Below are 15,238 nucleotides of genomic sequence, written 5' to 3'. Positions count from 1 at the left end.
TCTCTTCGCCTCCACCCTGGCGGCCGGCGCCGCGGCCGCGCTGATGCCGGCCGCGGCGCGCGCCCAGGCCGTCCCCCAGGCCCGGAACGTCGTGATGGTCCATGGGCTCTTCGCGGACGGCTCCTGCTGGTCCGAGGTCATCGCGCGGCTGCAGCCGCTCGGGCTCAACGTGACCTCCGTGCAGAACCCGCTGACGACGCTGGACGAGGCGGTGGCCTCGGCCCGGCGCGTGCTGGCCCGGCAGGACGGGCCGACGGTGCTGGTGGGCCATTCCTTCTCGGGCATGATCGTGACCGAGGCGGGCATCGCGCCCAATGTCTCGGCCCTGGTCTACGTGGCGGCGCGCGCCCCCGATGCGGGCGAGGACTACACCGCGCTGGCCCAGCGCTACCCGACCCCGCCCGCCTCGGCCGGCATCGTCTTCGACGGCGACGAGGGAAGGCTCACGGAGGAGGCCTTCCTGCGGGACTTCGCGGGCGACGTGCCCGAGGCCCGCGCCAAGGTCCTCTATGCGGTGCAGCAGCCCTTCCACCGCGCGCTGCTGGCCGGCCGGACGCAGAACGCCGCCTGGCGCTCCAAGCCCAGCTTCTACGCGGTCTCGACGGAGGACCGGACGATCAACCCCGATCTGGAGCGCTTCATGGCGGCCCGCATGGGCGCCACGACGATCGAGCTGCGGTCGAGCCACCTGTCGATGATCTCGCATCCCCGGGAGATCACCGACCTGATCCTGAAGGCCACCGGGCGCGTCTGAGCGCGGCCGGCAGGTCGTCCCGCGTCAGGCCGGATGCTGCCGCAGATGCTCCAGCAGCAGCTCCGAGACGCGTGCCGGCACCTGGTCCGGCGCGTAGTGGCCGACGCCGGGCAGGATCTCGAAGCGATAGGGCGCCGCCACGAAGTCCACGGTGCCCTCGGCGGCCATGCGGCCGACGGTGTCGTCGGCGTCGCCCCAGATGAACAGCGTGGGCACGGCGACGGCGCCGATGGGCCGGTGCACCGCGCCGCGCGCGCGATACCAGGCCAGCGCGGCCTCCATGGCGGCGGGATTGCCGATGACGGCGAGATGCTTCTCCGTCGCGTCCGGCGGGATGCCGTTGGCGGCGTGACGCGTCCGCAGCCAGGCGGCGTCGTCGGCCAGCACGGTGGCGGCCGCGCCCGGATCCTGGAAGGCCTTGTGGTGGCGCGAGCGGAGCGGCTGCTCCGGGTCGTCGCGCAGCGCGCGGGCGAAGGCGCCGGGATGCGGCCGCGACAGCATGGTCAGCGAGGCCAGCCGCTCCGGATGGTGGAAGGCGATGTCCCAGGAGAGGCTGCCGCCCCAATCGTGCCCGACGAGGTGGAAGCGCCGGTCTGCGCGCCCCAGGGCGTCGGCGATGGCGAGCGCGTCCTCGATCAGCAGCTGCATGTCGTATCGCGCATGCTGCGAAGGGTCGGGGCGGGCGCCTGCGGAGTAGCCGCGCTGGTTCGGGGCCACGGCGAGGTAGCCGGCCTCGGCCAGGGCCGGCAGCTGCGCGTCGTAGAGGTGCCGGGAGACGGCGAAGCCGTGCAGCATGAGCACGAGCGGCGCATCCGCCGCGCCGGCCACGGAGACGTCGAACACCAGGCCCGGCCCGATCTCGATCCTGCGATCCTCGATCATGCGTTTTCCCCCGTCACATTCCGACGGGGACGAGAGCACCCCTTGGGCAGCGGCTCAAGGGAGCGCCTGCCGCGCTATCTCCAGCCCGGAGCGGGGGCCTTGCGCAGGCGCCGGTTGATCTCGTCGTAGGAGGCGATGCGGCCTTCCCAGAAGTCGTCGATCAGGTCGCGATTGGCCATGATCCAGGCGGAGACGCGGTCGAAATCCGCCTGGTAGAGGCCGCCGCTGACCTGCAGGACCATCGGCTCCACGGCCAGGACCGTCAGCCGGTCGGGCTCCAGCCGCGTCCCGGGGGTCACGCCGATCAGCACCCGGTCCTCGCCATGGCCGCGCCGGAGCCACAGCCCCAGCGGCAGGCCGGTCGCCTGGCGGGCCAGGCAGATGCTGTCCTGCGTGATCCGGTCGGCGGCAGGAATGGGGGCCGGCTCCGCCTGGGCTGCGGCTGCGGCCGGCGGGTCGGAGGGGAGCGGCGGGGTGGGCTCGTTAGCCTCGACCGGAGCGGGCTCCGGCGGCGGAGCGGCGCGGCGCCGGGGCTGCCGCGTCTCGGCGACGACCTGCGGTGCTTCCGGCACTTCCGTCGATGGCGGCGACGGCTCGACGGCCGTCTGCTCCTCTTCGGGATCCGCTCGGCGCACGCGGACTCCTTCGTCGTCGACGGCCAGCGCGATCGACTGGTCGGCGTCGAAGACCATCCGCAGGGCGGTCTCGAAGGCGGCCCGGAAGGCCTCGGCGCCCTGGGAAGGCGGGCCGAAGCGCTTCAGCAGCTCGTCCCAGGAGACGGGCAGCGCGCCGTCCGCCCGGCCGTCGCTCAGCGAGAGGCGGATCCAGGCATAGGCGTCCAGTGCCATCGGCGAGTCCGAGAGCTGCCGCACGATGCGCAGGTCCAGGGCGACGGCGTGCTGGGCGAGGCTCGCGACGAACTTGCTGCCGAGGCGGACGCTCTGCCGCCATTCGGAGCTCTCGCCGCGCGACCGGCTCCTGGCGTCGAAGACGGGAATCTCGTTCCCATCGGCCAGGGACACCGAGACCTTCGCCGCCAGCAGGCGATGCATATGCTCGATGAAATCCAGGGCCTTGCTGGAAGCCCCCAGCCTGTCCGCGGCCGGGGCCGCGCTTTCCCCGAGGTCGATCGTCACGGCGTCGGCGCGGACGGCCGCGTCGCAGATGTGCATGAGGCACAGCCGGGCCATCCGGCCGCTGGGCACGGCATGCTCGCCGGAAGGCGGCTCGATCCGCACGGCGGCGGTGCCGATGTCGCGATGCCAGTTTCCGCGCGCGACTCGCAGCGGGAGCCCGAGCTCGCAGAAGGCGGCGTGCAGCCAAAGGACGGCGTCGTCCGGCAGGTCGTTATGGGAGTGGGGCAGAGCGCCGGCGGGAGCGCGATTCAGGCTCATGAGGACCGAAGTTCAGGTTGTGACGAGAATTGCGCGCATAGCCGATCGCGCAGACGTGCCCAGCGCGGAGATCGCTGCGCTCCCTGGCACGTAGCCGCGAATGACGGGCGTGGGAAGACCAAACATCCGGACGGACGGTCGATCCGATGCGGCCCCAATGGGCCGCCGTCCTATTTCAGCCGGAAATCCTTCAGGACCTCCGGCTTGAACGCCAGCCCGTGCCCCGGCGTCTCCGGCGCCGTGATGATCCCGTTCGCGATCTTCGGGAGGGACACGAAGGCATCGTCCAGCAGCCCCATCTGCTCGGCCCAGATGCCGTTGGGGATGCTGGCGAGCAGGTGGACGTTCAGCTCCGGGAAGAGATGCGGCGCGATGGTCATGCCCCAGGTCTCGGCCACGGTGGCGATCTTGCGGAGCTCCGTCAGCCCGCCGCGCATGGGGTCCGGCTGGAGGATGGGCAGGCGGGGATTCTCCAGGAAGGGCTTGAGGTCGGCGCGGCCGAAATGCGATTCGCCGCCGACGACGCGCATGTCGAGCATCTCGGCGCAGCGCAGGTAGCCGGCGTGGTCGTCCGGCAGGACCGGCTCCTCCAGCCAGTAGATGTCGTATTCCTCGAACTTACGGCCCATCTGGATCGCGACATCGGCGCTCCAGCCCATGTTCACGTCGATCATGATGTCGATATCAGGACCGACCGCCTCCCGCATGCGGCGGACGTTGTCGAGATCCGTGCGCAGGTCGCCGATATGAGCGACCTGCATCTTGATCGCCCGGAAGCCCTGCGAGAGGTAGTGCTTCGCCTTGGCGATCATCCCGTCGCCGAGCGCGCCGCGGAAGCAGCCGCTGCCGTAGATGGGAATCTCCGAGCGGTAATGGCCCCAGAGCCGGTGCAGCGGCAGGCCGGCGGCCTTGCCGACCACGTCCCAGAGCGCGATGTCGATCGCCGACTGCGCCATCATCGCGACGCCGCCGCGCCCGCCCGTCAGCGTCGTGCGCCACAGGTCGCGCCAGATCGCCTCGACCGCGGTCGCGTCCCGGCCGAGGAGGCGCGGCGTCATCGCCTCCTCGATGCAGGCGGCGATGGTCCGCTGCAGGGGCAGGTTCAGCAGGTGCAGGTAGCCCATGCCGGTCAGGCCGGAGGCGGTGACGACCTCCACCACCACGAGATCCCTGTGATCGCCGAGCGCATGGCCGGCGAGCCAGGGGTCCTCGGCCCAGGGCATGCGCAGCAAGGTCACGCGGACCTCGCGGATCGTCAGGTCGGCCAATGCTGGGTTCCTCCCGGAAGAGTTTCGCCAAGCCTGCTCGCCTGCGGGAGGGCCCGCAACCCCTCGGCATGCCTTCCGGCGCCGGCTTGTCAGGATCGCCGGATGATGTGTTCCTTCCAGGACCGGAGGAGAGAAACGCCATCATGATCCAGCGCCGCGAAGTGTTGTCCGCGACGGCGGCCGCGACCCTGCTGGGCCCGCGGGCCGCACGGGCGCAGGCCTGGCCCACGCGGCCCATCCGCATGATCGTCGCCTTCGCGCCCGGCGGCTTCACGGACATCGCGGCGCGCGTGCTGTCGGAGCGGCTCACCGCCTCGCTCGGCCAGCCCGTCACCGTCGACAACCGGGCCGGCGCCGGCGGCATCATCGGCACCGAGGCCGCGGCCCGCAGCGCGCCCGACGGCACTACGGTGCTGATGGGGACGATCAGCACGCAGGCGATGAATGTCGGCCTCTACCGCACGCTGCCCTACGATCCCGTGGCGGATTTCGCCCCGGTCTCCGGCGTCGCGACGAGCCCCAACATCCTCGTGGCCCATCCCTCGACCGGAATCGCCGACGTGGCCGCGCTGATCGCGCGTGCCAAGGCGCGGCCGGGCGTGCTGACCTTCGCCTCCGGCGGCAACGGCACCTCCAGCCACCTGGCCGGCGAGCTCTTCAAGTCGCTGGCGGGGGTGGACCTGCTGCACGTGCCCTTCCGCAGCACGGCGCCGGCCGCCTCCGCCCTCGTGGCCGGGCAGGTGGACCTGATGTTCGACACCCTGCCGTCGTCGCTGCCGCATGTGCGGGAGGGGCGCCTCAAGGGGCTCGGGGTGACCTCGGCGCAGCGGCTGGCGAGCCTGCCGGAGCTGCCCGCGGTGGCCGAGACCGTGCCGGGCTTCGAGATGGGCGTCTGGACCGGGCTCTTCGTGCCGGCCGGCACGCCCCGCGCCGTCATCGAGCGGCTGGACGCGGCCACACGCGAGGCCCTGCCGCAGATCCAGGCCCGCTTCACGGAGCTCGGCCTCGAGACCCTGCCCATGAGCCCCGACGAGCTCGCCGCCTATCTGCGCGCCGAGATCGCGAAATGGACCGGCGTCGTGCGCGCCGCGCGCATCACCATCGACTGACGATCCGGCGATTTGGGGTGCCCGGGGGCTATGCCGGCCCCCGATTTTCCGGAGGATGCTGGTCCGGACGGGGGAAGGAACACGGATGCGCTGGGGCCGCGAGATCAATCTTCTGCTTCTCGCCCTCGGCGCGATGTTCGTGCAGCAGACCTTCGCCTCCCTGGGCCGCAGCCTGCCCACGGTCATCGCGCCCGCCATCCTGACCGATCTGCGGCTGGAAGCCGCCTGGGTCGGCGTCTATGTGAGCCTGGTCGCGCTCTCCGCCCTCATGTTCCAGCTGGGCTGCGGCAGCTTCATCATCCGCTACGGCGCGCTGCGGATGAGCCAGGTCGCGCTGCTGCTGCTGGCGGGGGGGCTGGCCGCCGCCTCCACGGGCGTGGTCGCGCTGCTGGCCTTCTCCGCCGTCATCGGCGGCGGCGGCGCGGCGATCTCGACGCCGGCGAGCTCTCATCTGCTCGGGCGGTACGCGCCGCCCCGATACGCGCCGCTGGTCTTCTCGGTGAAGCAGACCGCGGTGCCGGCGGGGCTGCTGCTGGCCGGCCTCGCAGGGCCGGCGCTCACGCAATGGACGAGCTGGAGTGTCACGCTCAACCTCGGCGCGATCGGCTGCGTCCTCTTTGCCGTCCTGCTCCAGGGCTCGCGGCGGGAGTTCGATTCCGACCGCGTGCCGAGCCGGAGGTTCCACTTCTCGGATTTCCGCACGACCTTCACCTCGGTGCTGGCCACGATCGAACTGCGCAACCTGTCCATGGCGTGCTTCGCCTTCAACGGGCTGCAGACCGTCTTCACCTCCTACTTCATCATCTACCTCGTCGAGCTCGGCTACACGCTCGGCCTCGCGGGGCTCGTGTTCTCGGTCGCCATGTTCGTCGCCGTGCCCTGCCGCATCCTCTGGGGCTGGCTCGGCAGCACCTCGGTCTCGCCGCGGGTCATGCTGGGGGCGCTGGCGCTCGGCATGGCGGCCAGCACGCTGATCACCGGCTTCTACGGCCCGCTCTGGCCCGTGCTGCTCGTCGGCTTCGTGGCCTCGTGCCTGAGCGCTACCGCCATGTCCTGGCATGGGGTCCTTCTCGCGGAGGCGGCGCGGCTGGCCCCGCCGGGGATGCGCGGGATGGCGACCGGCGGGGTGCTCTCCTTCGGTCAGATCGGCGGCCTGCTCCTGCCGCTGGCCTATTCGGCGCTGCTGCACCTCACGGGCAGCCATGGCCTGGGCTTCCTGCTCTGCGGCCTGCCCGCCCTGTTCGTCGGCGTCCTGCTGATACGACCGCCGTCGCCGGGCGCCCGTCGGGCAGACATCTTCTAAGGATTCTTTGCGAATCTATACTCGCTTCGGGAAGGGACGCGGACGATCTTCGGCTCGACGAATGGGCCGGAGATCGAGATGGGCACCCGCAGGATCGCCAGAGACCATCAGCCCGCCCAGCGAAGCCGGGACGGTTCGGCCGGTGATCCGCCCGGCGCGCGGCCGGCGCGGGCCGACGGCTGGGCCGCCGCGATCGCCCACGAGCTGGCGCAGCCCATCGCCGCGATCGCGCTGCACGGGCAGGCCGGCCTGCGATGGCTGAACGGCGTCGACCTCCCGCGCGACGAGATCCGCGCGAATCTCGACGGAATCATCCGGAACGCCTTCCGGGCCGGCGAGATCCTGCGGGGCATGCGCGCCCTCTCCGGAAGCGGAACGCTGGAACTGGTGGCGCTCGACCTCAACGAGGTGATCGCGGCGGGCGTGACGGAGCTCGGGCCGGAGCTCGCCCGGAACGAGGTGCGGCTGCTGCGCATCGACCTCCCGCCGACGGCGCCGCGCGTGCTGGGGGACCGGAGATTGCTGAAGCAGATGATCGTCAACCTGCTGCGCAACGGCCTCGACGCGATGGCGCCGGTGCGGGAGCGGGCGCGCGAGCTGCGCGTGCTGTCGCGGCCGCATGATGCCGGAGGCATCTTCGTGACGGTGGAGGACAACGGCGTCGGCATCGACGGGGACGACCTCGAGCGGCCCTTTCAGTCGTTCTTCAGCACCAAGGCTGGTGGCATGGGGGTCGGGCTGTCGCTGTGCCGGGCCATCGCGGGATCGCATGGCGGGTCGATCTGGGCCTCGCGCAACGAGGGGCCCGGGGCGGCATTCCACGTCGTCCTGCCGACGGTTCCGGCGGCCGCCTGAAGGCGGATTCTGGAGCGGCACAAGCGATCTATGACCGTGGAGCCGGGGGCGGCATGGTCCCCCTCGACATCAGCGACGTGGGCCTCCGCCCGGGGCTGCGTCGCGCTTCGCCAGGCCGGACACCCTCTGCCGCGGATGCATCCGCGGCGGGGCGAAGGCCGAACAGACGCTGCCCATGCGCAGCAGACACGCCGCCGACGGCGGCCATTCCAGGGAGTAGCCAGCATGGCCGAAAGCCGCCCACCCTTCCCGCCCTTCACGCGGGAATCCGCGATACAGAAGGTCCGCGGCGCCGAAGACGGCTGGAACTCCTGCAATCCGGAGCGGGTGTCGCTCGTCTACACGCCGGACAGCTACTGGCGGAACCGGGCGGAGTTCATCCACGGCCGGGCCGAGATCGTCGCCTTCCTGACCCGGAAATGGGTCAAGGAGCTCGACTACCGGCTGATCAAGGAGCTCTGGGCCTTCACCGAGAACCGGATCGCCGTGCGCTTCGCCTATGAGTGGCACGACGATTCCGGGAACTGGTTCCGCTCCTACGGGAACGAGAACTGGGAGTTCGAGAGCAACGGGCTCATGCGGCGGCGCTACGCCTGCATCAACGACCTGCCGATCGGCGAGAGCGAGCGCAAGTTTCATTGGGACCGCTCGGGGCCTCGTCCCGCCGACCATCCGGGGCTTTCGGACCTCGGCCTCTGACATCCGCCTTCCTGCCGGCCTCGACGGCCGCGGCAGGAGATTCAGGTCCATTCCGCCAACCACGGCTCAACGCAGAAGGAACGAGCAGATGAGCATCATCACCACCAAGGACGGCGTCGACATCTTCTACAAGGACTGGGGGCCGAAGGACGCGCAGCCGATCTTCTTCCACCATGGCTGGCCCCTGAGCGCCGACGACTGGGACACCCAGATGCTCTACTTCCTCGGCAAGGGCTTCCGCGTCGTCGCCAGCGACCGGCGCGGCCACGGGCGCTCCAGCCAGGTGAGCGACGGCCACGATATGGATCACTACGCGGCCGACGCCTCGGCCGTGGCCGAGCACCTCGACCTGAGGAACGCCATCCACATCGGCCATTCCACCGGCGGCGGCCAGGTGGCGCGCTATGTCGCCCGCCACGGCCAGCCGCAGGGCCGCGTCGCCAAGGCCGTACTCGTCAGCTCCGTTCCCCCGCTGATGATCAAGACCGCGGGCAATCCGGGCGGCACGCCGGTCGAGGTCTTCGACGGCCTCCGCAGCGCGCTCGCCGCCAACCGCGCCCAGTTCTACATCGATCTCGCCTCGGGCCCGTTCTATGGCTTCAACCGCCCGGGGGCGAAGGTCTCGCAGGGCGTGATCGACAACTGGTGGCGCCAGGGCATGATGGGCAGCGCCAAGGCGCATTACGAGGGCATCAAGGCCTTCTCGGAGACCGACCAGACCGAGGACCTCAAGACGATCGAGGTCCCCACCCTGGTGACACAGGGCGACGACGACCAGATCGTCCCCTACGCCGATGCCAGCCTGCTCCAGATCAAGCTGCTGAAGCACGGCACGCTGAAGATCTACCCCGGCTATCCGCACGGCATGCTGACCACCCATGCCGACGTGATCAACCCGGACCTGCTGGCCTTCATCAAGGGCTGACGGGCCGGCCCGCGCGGCGTTCCGCCGCCACGCCACGGCGCCTTCCTGCGGCGCCGTGGCCCGGGAGCCGGCCATCATGTCTGGTGCAGCCTATCCGCCGACGAGCAGCAGAGGGTTCGGCGCATGCCGCGCCCAGCCTGCCTCGGCCACCAGCAGGTCCAGCCCCAGGGAGGCGAGGTCGTCCGCGAAGGGATCGGCCTTCATGTCCTTCGCCGCGTAGATCATCTTCGCGTAGGTGCGGCAGTCGCCGCAGGTCTCGGCCTTGACGATGCCGGCATCGCCTTCGATCCCCTCCAGGGAAACCGCGCGCGCCTCGCCGCAGGTGATGCACTTCGCCCGGACGTGATTCCACGCCGTCGCGCAGAGCGAGCAGTAGAGATAGCGCGCGCCCGGCGTCTGTCCCGTCGCGGTGACGAAGCCCGCGATGGGCGTCGACCCGCAGCAGGGGCACAAGCCGCGCTGCGGCAGCAGCCGGAGGGCCTCGGCGGACAGGCCCGCGGCCATGCGGGTGAAATAGACCTGGAGCGCGGCCGCGACATACAGGGCGGGCCCCGCATCGGCCGGCTCGACATCGCCGTGGAGGAAGCGGTCGGCCAGGCCCTCGATCGCGCCGGCATCTCGCGCGCGCAGCCGGGCGATGGCCGCCTGCGCCTGCGGCGGCATCGGGCCATCGGCAAAATGATCGAGCAGCGCGGCAAGCCCGTCGCGCCACGCGGGATCCCTGCGATGCCCGTCCGCGGCGAGCGGCGGCATGCGGGCCTCGACCGCCTGCTCAATGGCCGATGGTCCAGGACCGCGGAGCGGCGGCAGCGCAGCGGCCGCCGCATGCTGGGCGTGAGCAAGCCCCGCCATGAAGCGCAGCCAGTCCTCCATCGGATGGCCGCCGGCCAGGGCCTCCAGCCTGGCGGCCGTGCCGGAGAACCGCCGGCGGGGATCGGGCAGGATCAGCGCCTCCGGTGCCTTGACGCCGCCCGTGGCGCTTCCCGTCCATTTGCCCTGCGATGCGACCTCGCCCTGTCTCACGGATTCTTCCTTGCGGGCGGCGCATCGGGATGCGGCACCGGGCCGCGCGACCCGGTCTCGACCAGGCGCCGGAACCATTTGCGGTGATGCCGGTAGGCCCAGCCCGGCGTCACGTGGCCGTGCATCATCGCGCGCATGGCGCCCGCGATCCAGATGCCCGAATAGACGTGGATGATCCACACGATGATCGCCGCGATGGCGGCGAGGCTGTGGATCAGCACGGCGACCCGCTGCTGCTCGATCGTGGTGTAGGTGGAGAAGTAGATCTCCCAGATGACCAGGCCGCTGAGGAACAGCACCGGCACCAGGAGCGCCATCGCCCAGAACACGAACTTCTGGCCGGCATTGAAGCGCCCCACCTCGGGCACGCCCTCCTCCTCGTTGCGGATCACGCGGGGGATGGCCTTGCTCCAGGCCAGGTCGTCGCGGGTCCACATCTCGTCGCGCCAGAACTGGATGATGAGGCCGGCGTAGCTGAGCATCAGCGCCACGCCGAGCCAGGGATGGACGGCCCGCATCGACTCGCCGCCGCCGAACAGGCCCGACAGGAAGAACAGGATCGGGTCGAACATCGCGAGCCCCGACAGCACCAGGAGCACGAAGCATCCGGCCGTGATCCAGTGGTTGATCCGGCTCGCCGCCGAGTAGCGGATGATGGTTCCCTTCGGATAGGTCATCGCGGCCCATCCGCCGCGCGCTGCAGGCGCTGCGCCTCGTCCTCGTCCTCCGGCTGCACCTCGTTCGGCCCGGCCGTGATCCAGTGGAGGAAGCCGGCGACGGCGGTGAAGGCGAGGCCCGCCAGCGCGATCGGCTTGATGATGCCCTTCCAGAGCTCGACGAGGAGGCTGATGCGCGGGTTCTCGGGCAGGCCCGAATAGATCCCCGGCTTGTCCGCATGGTGCAGCACGTACATCACATGCGTGCCGCTCACTCCCGGCGGGTCGTAGAGCCCGGCATTCTCGAAGCCGCGGGACTTGAGGTCGGTGATCCGCTCCCCGGCCCAGTCGATCATGTCGCTCTTCGTGCCGAACATGATCGCGCCGGTCGGGCAGGCCTTCACGCAGGCCGGCTCGAGGCCGACGCTGACGCGATCCGAGCACAGCGTGCACTTGTAGGATTTGTGGTCGGTCTGGCTGATGCGGGGGATGTCGAAGGGGCAGCCCTTCACGCAGTAGCCGCAGCCGATGCAGGCATCGCTGATGAAGTCCACGATGCCGTTGGCGTATTGCACGATCGCGCCCGGCGCCGGGCAGGCCTTCAGGCAGCCGGGATCCTCGCAATGCATGCAGCCGTCCTTGCGGATCAGCCATTCCAGGTTGCCCTTGTCGTCCTCCCATTCGTTGAACCGCATCAGGGTCCAGACGGTGGGGGCGAGGTCCATCGGATTCTCGTAGGAGCCTTCGAAGTGGCCGACCTCGGGCCGAAGGTTGTTCCACTCCATGCAGGCCGACTGGCAGGCCTTGCAGCCGATGCAGCGGGTCACGTCGATGAGCTTCGCGACCTGCTGCTCGAAGCTGCGGGCCGAGGGCGGCGTCATGGTCGAGGCCGAGCGGCGGATGTAGTCCTGGGATTGGAGGCCAGACATCGACTTCTCCTTCAGACGGCGGGGCCGGCGGCCTTCTCGACATTGACCAGGAACGCCTTGAACTCCGGCGTCTGCGTGTTGGCGTCGCCGACCGAAGGGGTCAGCGTGTTGGCGCCGAAACCCTTGCGCGCCTGGCCGGTGAAGCCCCAGTGCAGCGGCACGCCGATGACATGCGTGGGCCTCCCGTCGACCGTCAGGGGCCGGATGCGCTTGGTGACATAGGCCTTGCAGACGATGAAGCCGCGCTTCGAGGAGACGCGCACCCAGCTGCCCTGCGCGATGCCCTTCTCCCGGGCCAGGACCTCGCCGATCTCGATGAACTCCTCCGGCTGGAGGATGGCATTGATCAGGGCATGCTTGGTCCAGAAGTGGAAATGCTCGGTCAGCCGGTAGGTGGTCGCGGCATAGGGGAATTCGGACACGGTGCCGAAGGCGGCCCTGTCGTCGGCGAAGACGCGCGCCGCCGGATTGGAGCGGACCCGCGGATGCAGGACGTTGTCGGAGGGCGATTCGAAGGGCTCGTAATGCTCGGGGAAGGGCCCCTCCACCATCAGGCGGCGGGCGAAGAGGCGGCCGAGGCCCTCGGCGTTCATGATGAAGGGGCCGACGGAATCGGCGGGCTTCGTCGTGGGCGTGTAGTCGGGAACGTCGATCCCCACCCAGCGGGCGCCGTCCCATTCGATGACCGGCTTTCGCGGGTTCCAGGCCTTTCCCTGCGGATCGGCGCTGGCGCGGTTGTAGAGGATGCGCCGGTTCGCCGGCCAGGCCCAGGCCCAGTTCGGCGCGATGCCCTGCTCGCGCGGATCGGTCGCGTCGCGCCGCGCCATCTGGTTGCCCTTCTCGGTGTAGCAGCCCGAGAAGATCCAGCAGCCGGAGGCCGTCGTGCCGTCGTCCCGCAGCTGGGCGAAGCCGTCGAGCAGCTGGCCGGCATGCACCGATACCGCCCCCGTCGCATCCTTGAGGTCGGCCAGCGCGCGGCCGTTCATGTCCTTGGCCAGCTCCTCCGGATCGGGAGCGGTCGGATCGACGTAGTTCCAGGTCAGGTTCAGCAGCGGATCGGGGAAGGCCCCGCCCTCCCGGCGGTAGAGCTCGCGCAGGCGGTGGAAGAGGCCGCTCATGATCCAGATGTCGGACTGCGCCTGGCCCGGCCCCTCGGCGGCCTTCCAGTGCCACTGCAGCCAGCGGGCGGAGTTGACGAGCGAGCCGTTCTCCTCGGCGAAGCAGGTCGTCGGCAGCTGGAAGACCTCGGTCTGGATGCCGGCCGGCGCGGAGGGATTCTGCGGCCCGAAATCCTCCCAGAAGCGCGAGGTCTCGGTGTCCAGCGGATCCATCGTGACCAGGAACTTCAGCTTGCCGAGCGCGCGGCGGATCTTGCCGCGGTCCGGGAAGGCCTGGAGCGGGTTGAAGCCCTGGCAGATGTAGCCGGTCATCTCGCCCTTCTCCATCATCTCGAAGGCGCGGATGATGTCGTACATGGGCACGTCGAGCTTCGGCAGCCAGTCATAGGCCCAGTTGTTGTCGGCGCGCGCGGCCTCACCGTAGATCGCCTTCTGGAGGCTGACGAAGAATTTCCGGTAGTTCTGCCAGTAGCTGACCTGGCCCGGGCGCAGGGGCTGGAACAGCCGCGGCTGCATGTATTTGTCGAAGGTGTCCTCCTGCTCGGCCGGGATGTCGAGGTAGCCCGGCATCTGGTTCGAGAGCAGGCCGAGATCCGTCAGCCCCTGGATGTTCGAATGGCCGCGCAGCGCGTTCATGCCGCCACCGGCCACGCCGATGTTGCCGAGCAGCAGCTGGACCATCGCCATGGTGCGGATGTTCTGCGAGCCCGTCGAATGCTGCGTCCAGCCGAGGGCGAAGAGGCAGGTCATCGCCTTGTCCGGCGCCGCCGTGGAGGCGATCAGCGCGCAGACCTCCAGGTACTTGTCCACCGGCGTGCCACAGATGCGCGACACCATCTCGGGCGTGTAGCGGTCGACGTGACGGCGCAGCAGGTTGATGACGCAGCGCGGGTGCTGCCAGGTGTCGTCCGACCTGGCGAAGCCCTGCTCGTCGAGCTCGTAGTCCCAGCTGGACTTGTCGTAGCTGCGGCTTTCCGCGTCGTAGCCGGTGAAGAGCCCGTCCACGAAGCCGAACTCCTCCTGCACGATCAGGCCGGCATTGGTGTAGGCCCGCACGTATTCGTGCTGGATCGCGTCCTTCTCCAGGAGGTAGCGGATGACGCCGCTGAGGAAGGCGATGTCCGTGCCCGGGCGGATCGGCGCGTAGGTGTCGGCGACCGAGGCGGTGCGCGTGAAGCGCGGATCGACCACCACCAGCCTGGCGGCATTCTCGATCTTTGCCTCGATGACCCATTTGAAGCCGCAGGGATGCGCCTCGGCGGCATTGCCGCCCATGGAGACGATCACATTGGCGTTCTTCACGTCCTGCCAGGTGTTCGTCATGGCACCGCGACCGAATGATGGGGCCAGACTGGCCACCGTCGGTCCGTGTCAGACGCGCGCCTGGTTGTCGAAGACCACCATGCCGAGCGACCGCGCCACCTTCCAGGTCAGGTAGGCCGTCTCGGAGGAGGAGGCGGAGGCCGCCAGCATGCCCGTGCTGGTCCATCGGTTGACCGTGGTGCCGGCGCGGTTTCGGGCGATGAAGTTCTTGTCGCGATCGTCCTTCATCAGCCGCGCGATGCGGTCGAGCGCGAAGTCCCAGGACACCTCGCGGAACTCGTTGGTGCCGGGCGCCCGGTATCGCGGGGCCTTGAGGCGGGTCGGCGCGTGGACGATGTCGAGCAGGGCGGAGCCCTTCGGACACAGTGTCCCGCGATTGACCGGATGGTCCGGGTCGCCCTCGATGTGGATGATGTTGGACCGGGCGTTCTTCGCGCGGTCGCCGATGCTGAAGATGAGGATGCCGCAGGCGACCGAGCAGTAGGTGCAGGTGTTGCGGGTCTCGGTCGTCGCGGCCAGCTTGAACGGCCGGACCGCCGCGGCCATCGCCTCCCCGGCATAGCCGAAGCCCAGGGCGCCCAGGCTGGAGGCCGCCAGTCCCGTTCCCGTGAGTTTTATGAGACCTCGGCGAGTCAGGTTCATCATCACACTCCTGTGAACGGCGGCGGGGACGCCCGCATCCCGGCCTGATCGGCCGGACGGAGATTGTTCCGATTTGCGAACAGACAAGCGTCCCTGGCTGCAAGACCGAGCCATCCTGGGCGATGGCGCACCCTCGGTCCTGTATGCCTGTGCTGCGGAAAGCGCCCGTTATGTTTTGTTAGAAACCACGGGCCGGTCCGGGCAGCCGGGGATGCCCTGGCTGTTGAGGTAGCGTTTAGTTTTCTTTGAAGGCTCTGTTGAAGGAGTCCCGGATGGGTTGCGCGAGGTAGTTCCAGAAGGTTCTCTGTCCGAGGCTGATATGGGCTTCGACGGGCATGCCTGGTGTGAGGGTGACGCC

At 69.7% G+C, this 15,238-nt stretch carries 13 protein-coding genes; 6 read left to right on the top strand and 7 right to left on the bottom strand.

Features of this window, described 5'->3' with window-relative positions; translation table 11 throughout:
* Positions 1 to 754: alpha/beta fold hydrolase (locus tag AC1ROY_RS33390; RefSeq protein WP_493153278.1), on the top strand; the 754-nt coding region annotated here is incomplete at its 5' end.
* Between the two features lie 24 nt (positions 755 to 778).
* Here AC1ROY_RS33390 and AC1ROY_RS33385 read toward each other — a convergent pair.
* The 3 genes from AC1ROY_RS33385 to AC1ROY_RS33375 form a co-directional block, all read right to left on the bottom strand.
* On the bottom strand, positions 779 to 1,636 hold the full coding sequence (locus AC1ROY_RS33385) for an alpha/beta fold hydrolase (protein ID WP_493153277.1): 858 nt from the start codon (positions 1,634 to 1,636) through the stop codon (positions 779 to 781).
* A 74-nt stretch (positions 1,637 to 1,710) separates the two neighbouring features.
* The gene (locus AC1ROY_RS33380; protein WP_493153276.1) at positions 1,711 to 3,030 is read right to left on the bottom strand and encodes a replication protein RepA; all 1,320 of its coding nucleotides are present in this window, start codon (positions 3,028 to 3,030) and stop codon (positions 1,711 to 1,713) included.
* 170 nt (positions 3,031 to 3,200) lie between these two features.
* Positions 3,201 to 4,298: a mandelate racemase/muconate lactonizing enzyme family protein gene (locus AC1ROY_RS33375; protein WP_493153275.1), complete on the bottom strand. Its 1,098-nt coding sequence runs from the start codon at positions 4,296 to 4,298 to the stop codon at positions 3,201 to 3,203.
* Positions 4,299 to 4,441: 143 nt separating this feature from the next.
* On the opposite strand from AC1ROY_RS33375, the gene AC1ROY_RS33370 reads away from it, so the two are divergent.
* The 5 genes from AC1ROY_RS33370 to AC1ROY_RS33350 all read left to right on the top strand — a co-directional run bounded on the left by AC1ROY_RS33370 (position 4,442) and on the right by AC1ROY_RS33350 (position 9,189).
* The gene (locus AC1ROY_RS33370; RefSeq protein ID WP_493153274.1) at positions 4,442 to 5,407 is read left to right on the top strand and encodes a Bug family tripartite tricarboxylate transporter substrate binding protein; all 966 of its coding nucleotides are present in this window, start codon (positions 4,442 to 4,444) and stop codon (positions 5,405 to 5,407) included.
* Positions 5,408 to 5,492: 85 nt separating this feature from the next.
* Entirely contained in the window at positions 5,493 to 6,710 is a 1,218-nt protein-coding gene (locus tag AC1ROY_RS33365) for an MFS transporter (RefSeq protein WP_493153273.1), read from the top strand.
* A 78-nt stretch (positions 6,711 to 6,788) separates the two neighbouring features.
* Positions 6,789 to 7,565, top strand: a complete 777-nt coding sequence (locus AC1ROY_RS33360) for a sensor histidine kinase (RefSeq protein ID WP_493153272.1) — start codon at positions 6,789 to 6,791, stop codon at positions 7,563 to 7,565.
* A gap of 225 nt (positions 7,566 to 7,790) precedes the next feature.
* Positions 7,791 to 8,264 (top strand): nuclear transport factor 2 family protein, encoded by a 474-nt coding sequence (locus AC1ROY_RS33355; protein WP_493153271.1) that lies wholly within the window; start codon positions 7,791 to 7,793, stop codon positions 8,262 to 8,264.
* A gap of 88 nt (positions 8,265 to 8,352) precedes the next feature.
* Positions 8,353 to 9,189 (top strand): alpha/beta fold hydrolase, encoded by an 837-nt coding sequence (locus AC1ROY_RS33350; RefSeq protein WP_493153270.1) that lies wholly within the window; start codon positions 8,353 to 8,355, stop codon positions 9,187 to 9,189.
* Between the two features lie 90 nt (positions 9,190 to 9,279).
* Here AC1ROY_RS33350 and fdhE read toward each other — a convergent pair whose 3' ends face one another.
* From fdhE to fdnG, 4 genes are read right to left on the bottom strand one after another with little or no spacing between them, the layout of a single operon-like run.
* Positions 9,280 to 10,212, bottom strand: a complete 933-nt coding sequence (gene fdhE, locus AC1ROY_RS33345) for a formate dehydrogenase accessory protein FdhE (RefSeq protein WP_493153269.1) — start codon at positions 10,210 to 10,212, stop codon at positions 9,280 to 9,282.
* Positions 10,209 to 10,889: a formate dehydrogenase subunit gamma gene (locus AC1ROY_RS33340; protein WP_493153268.1), complete on the bottom strand. Its 681-nt coding sequence runs from the start codon at positions 10,887 to 10,889 to the stop codon at positions 10,209 to 10,211. Before AC1ROY_RS33340 ends, fdhE begins: the two co-directional genes overlap by 4 nt.
* On the bottom strand, positions 10,886 to 11,797 hold the full coding sequence (fdxH, locus tag AC1ROY_RS33335; RefSeq protein ID WP_493153267.1) for a formate dehydrogenase subunit beta: 912 nt from the start codon (positions 11,795 to 11,797) through the stop codon (positions 10,886 to 10,888). Before fdxH ends, AC1ROY_RS33340 begins: the two co-directional genes overlap by 4 nt.
* Before the next feature lie 11 nt (positions 11,798 to 11,808).
* Positions 11,809 to 14,880, bottom strand: a complete 3,072-nt coding sequence (fdnG, locus tag AC1ROY_RS33330) for a formate dehydrogenase-N subunit alpha (protein WP_493153266.1) — start codon at positions 14,878 to 14,880, stop codon at positions 11,809 to 11,811.
* Between the last annotated feature and the right edge of the window lie 358 nt (positions 14,881 to 15,238).

This window comes from Roseococcus sp. GW821-FHT12F05 (genome assembly GCF_058806835.1).
Note: the sequence above shows the minus strand (reverse complement) of the source record. Positions and strands in the feature narration are given on the sequence as shown.

Coding starts and splice junctions, on each gene's coding strand:
- AC1ROY_RS33385 (WP_493153277.1), bottom strand. CDS start 1,636: ATGATCGAGGATCGCAGGATCGAGATCGGGCCGGGCCTGGTGTTCGAC.
- AC1ROY_RS33380 (WP_493153276.1), bottom strand. CDS start 3,030: ATGAGCCTGAATCGCGCTCCCGCCGGCGCTCTGCCCCACTCCCATAAC.
- AC1ROY_RS33370 (WP_493153274.1), top strand. CDS start 4,442: ATGATCCAGCGCCGCGAAGTGTTGTCCGCGACGGCGGCCGCGACCCTG.
- AC1ROY_RS33365 (WP_493153273.1), top strand. CDS start 5,493: ATGCGCTGGGGCCGCGAGATCAATCTTCTGCTTCTCGCCCTCGGCGCG.
- AC1ROY_RS33360 (WP_493153272.1), top strand. CDS start 6,789: ATGGGCACCCGCAGGATCGCCAGAGACCATCAGCCCGCCCAGCGAAGC.
- AC1ROY_RS33355 (WP_493153271.1), top strand. CDS start 7,791: ATGGCCGAAAGCCGCCCACCCTTCCCGCCCTTCACGCGGGAATCCGCG.
- AC1ROY_RS33350 (WP_493153270.1), top strand. CDS start 8,353: ATGAGCATCATCACCACCAAGGACGGCGTCGACATCTTCTACAAGGAC.
- AC1ROY_RS33340 (WP_493153268.1), bottom strand. CDS start 10,889: ATGACCTATCCGAAGGGAACCATCATCCGCTACTCGGCGGCGAGCCGG.
- fdxH (WP_493153267.1), bottom strand. CDS start 11,797: ATGTCTGGCCTCCAATCCCAGGACTACATCCGCCGCTCGGCCTCGACC.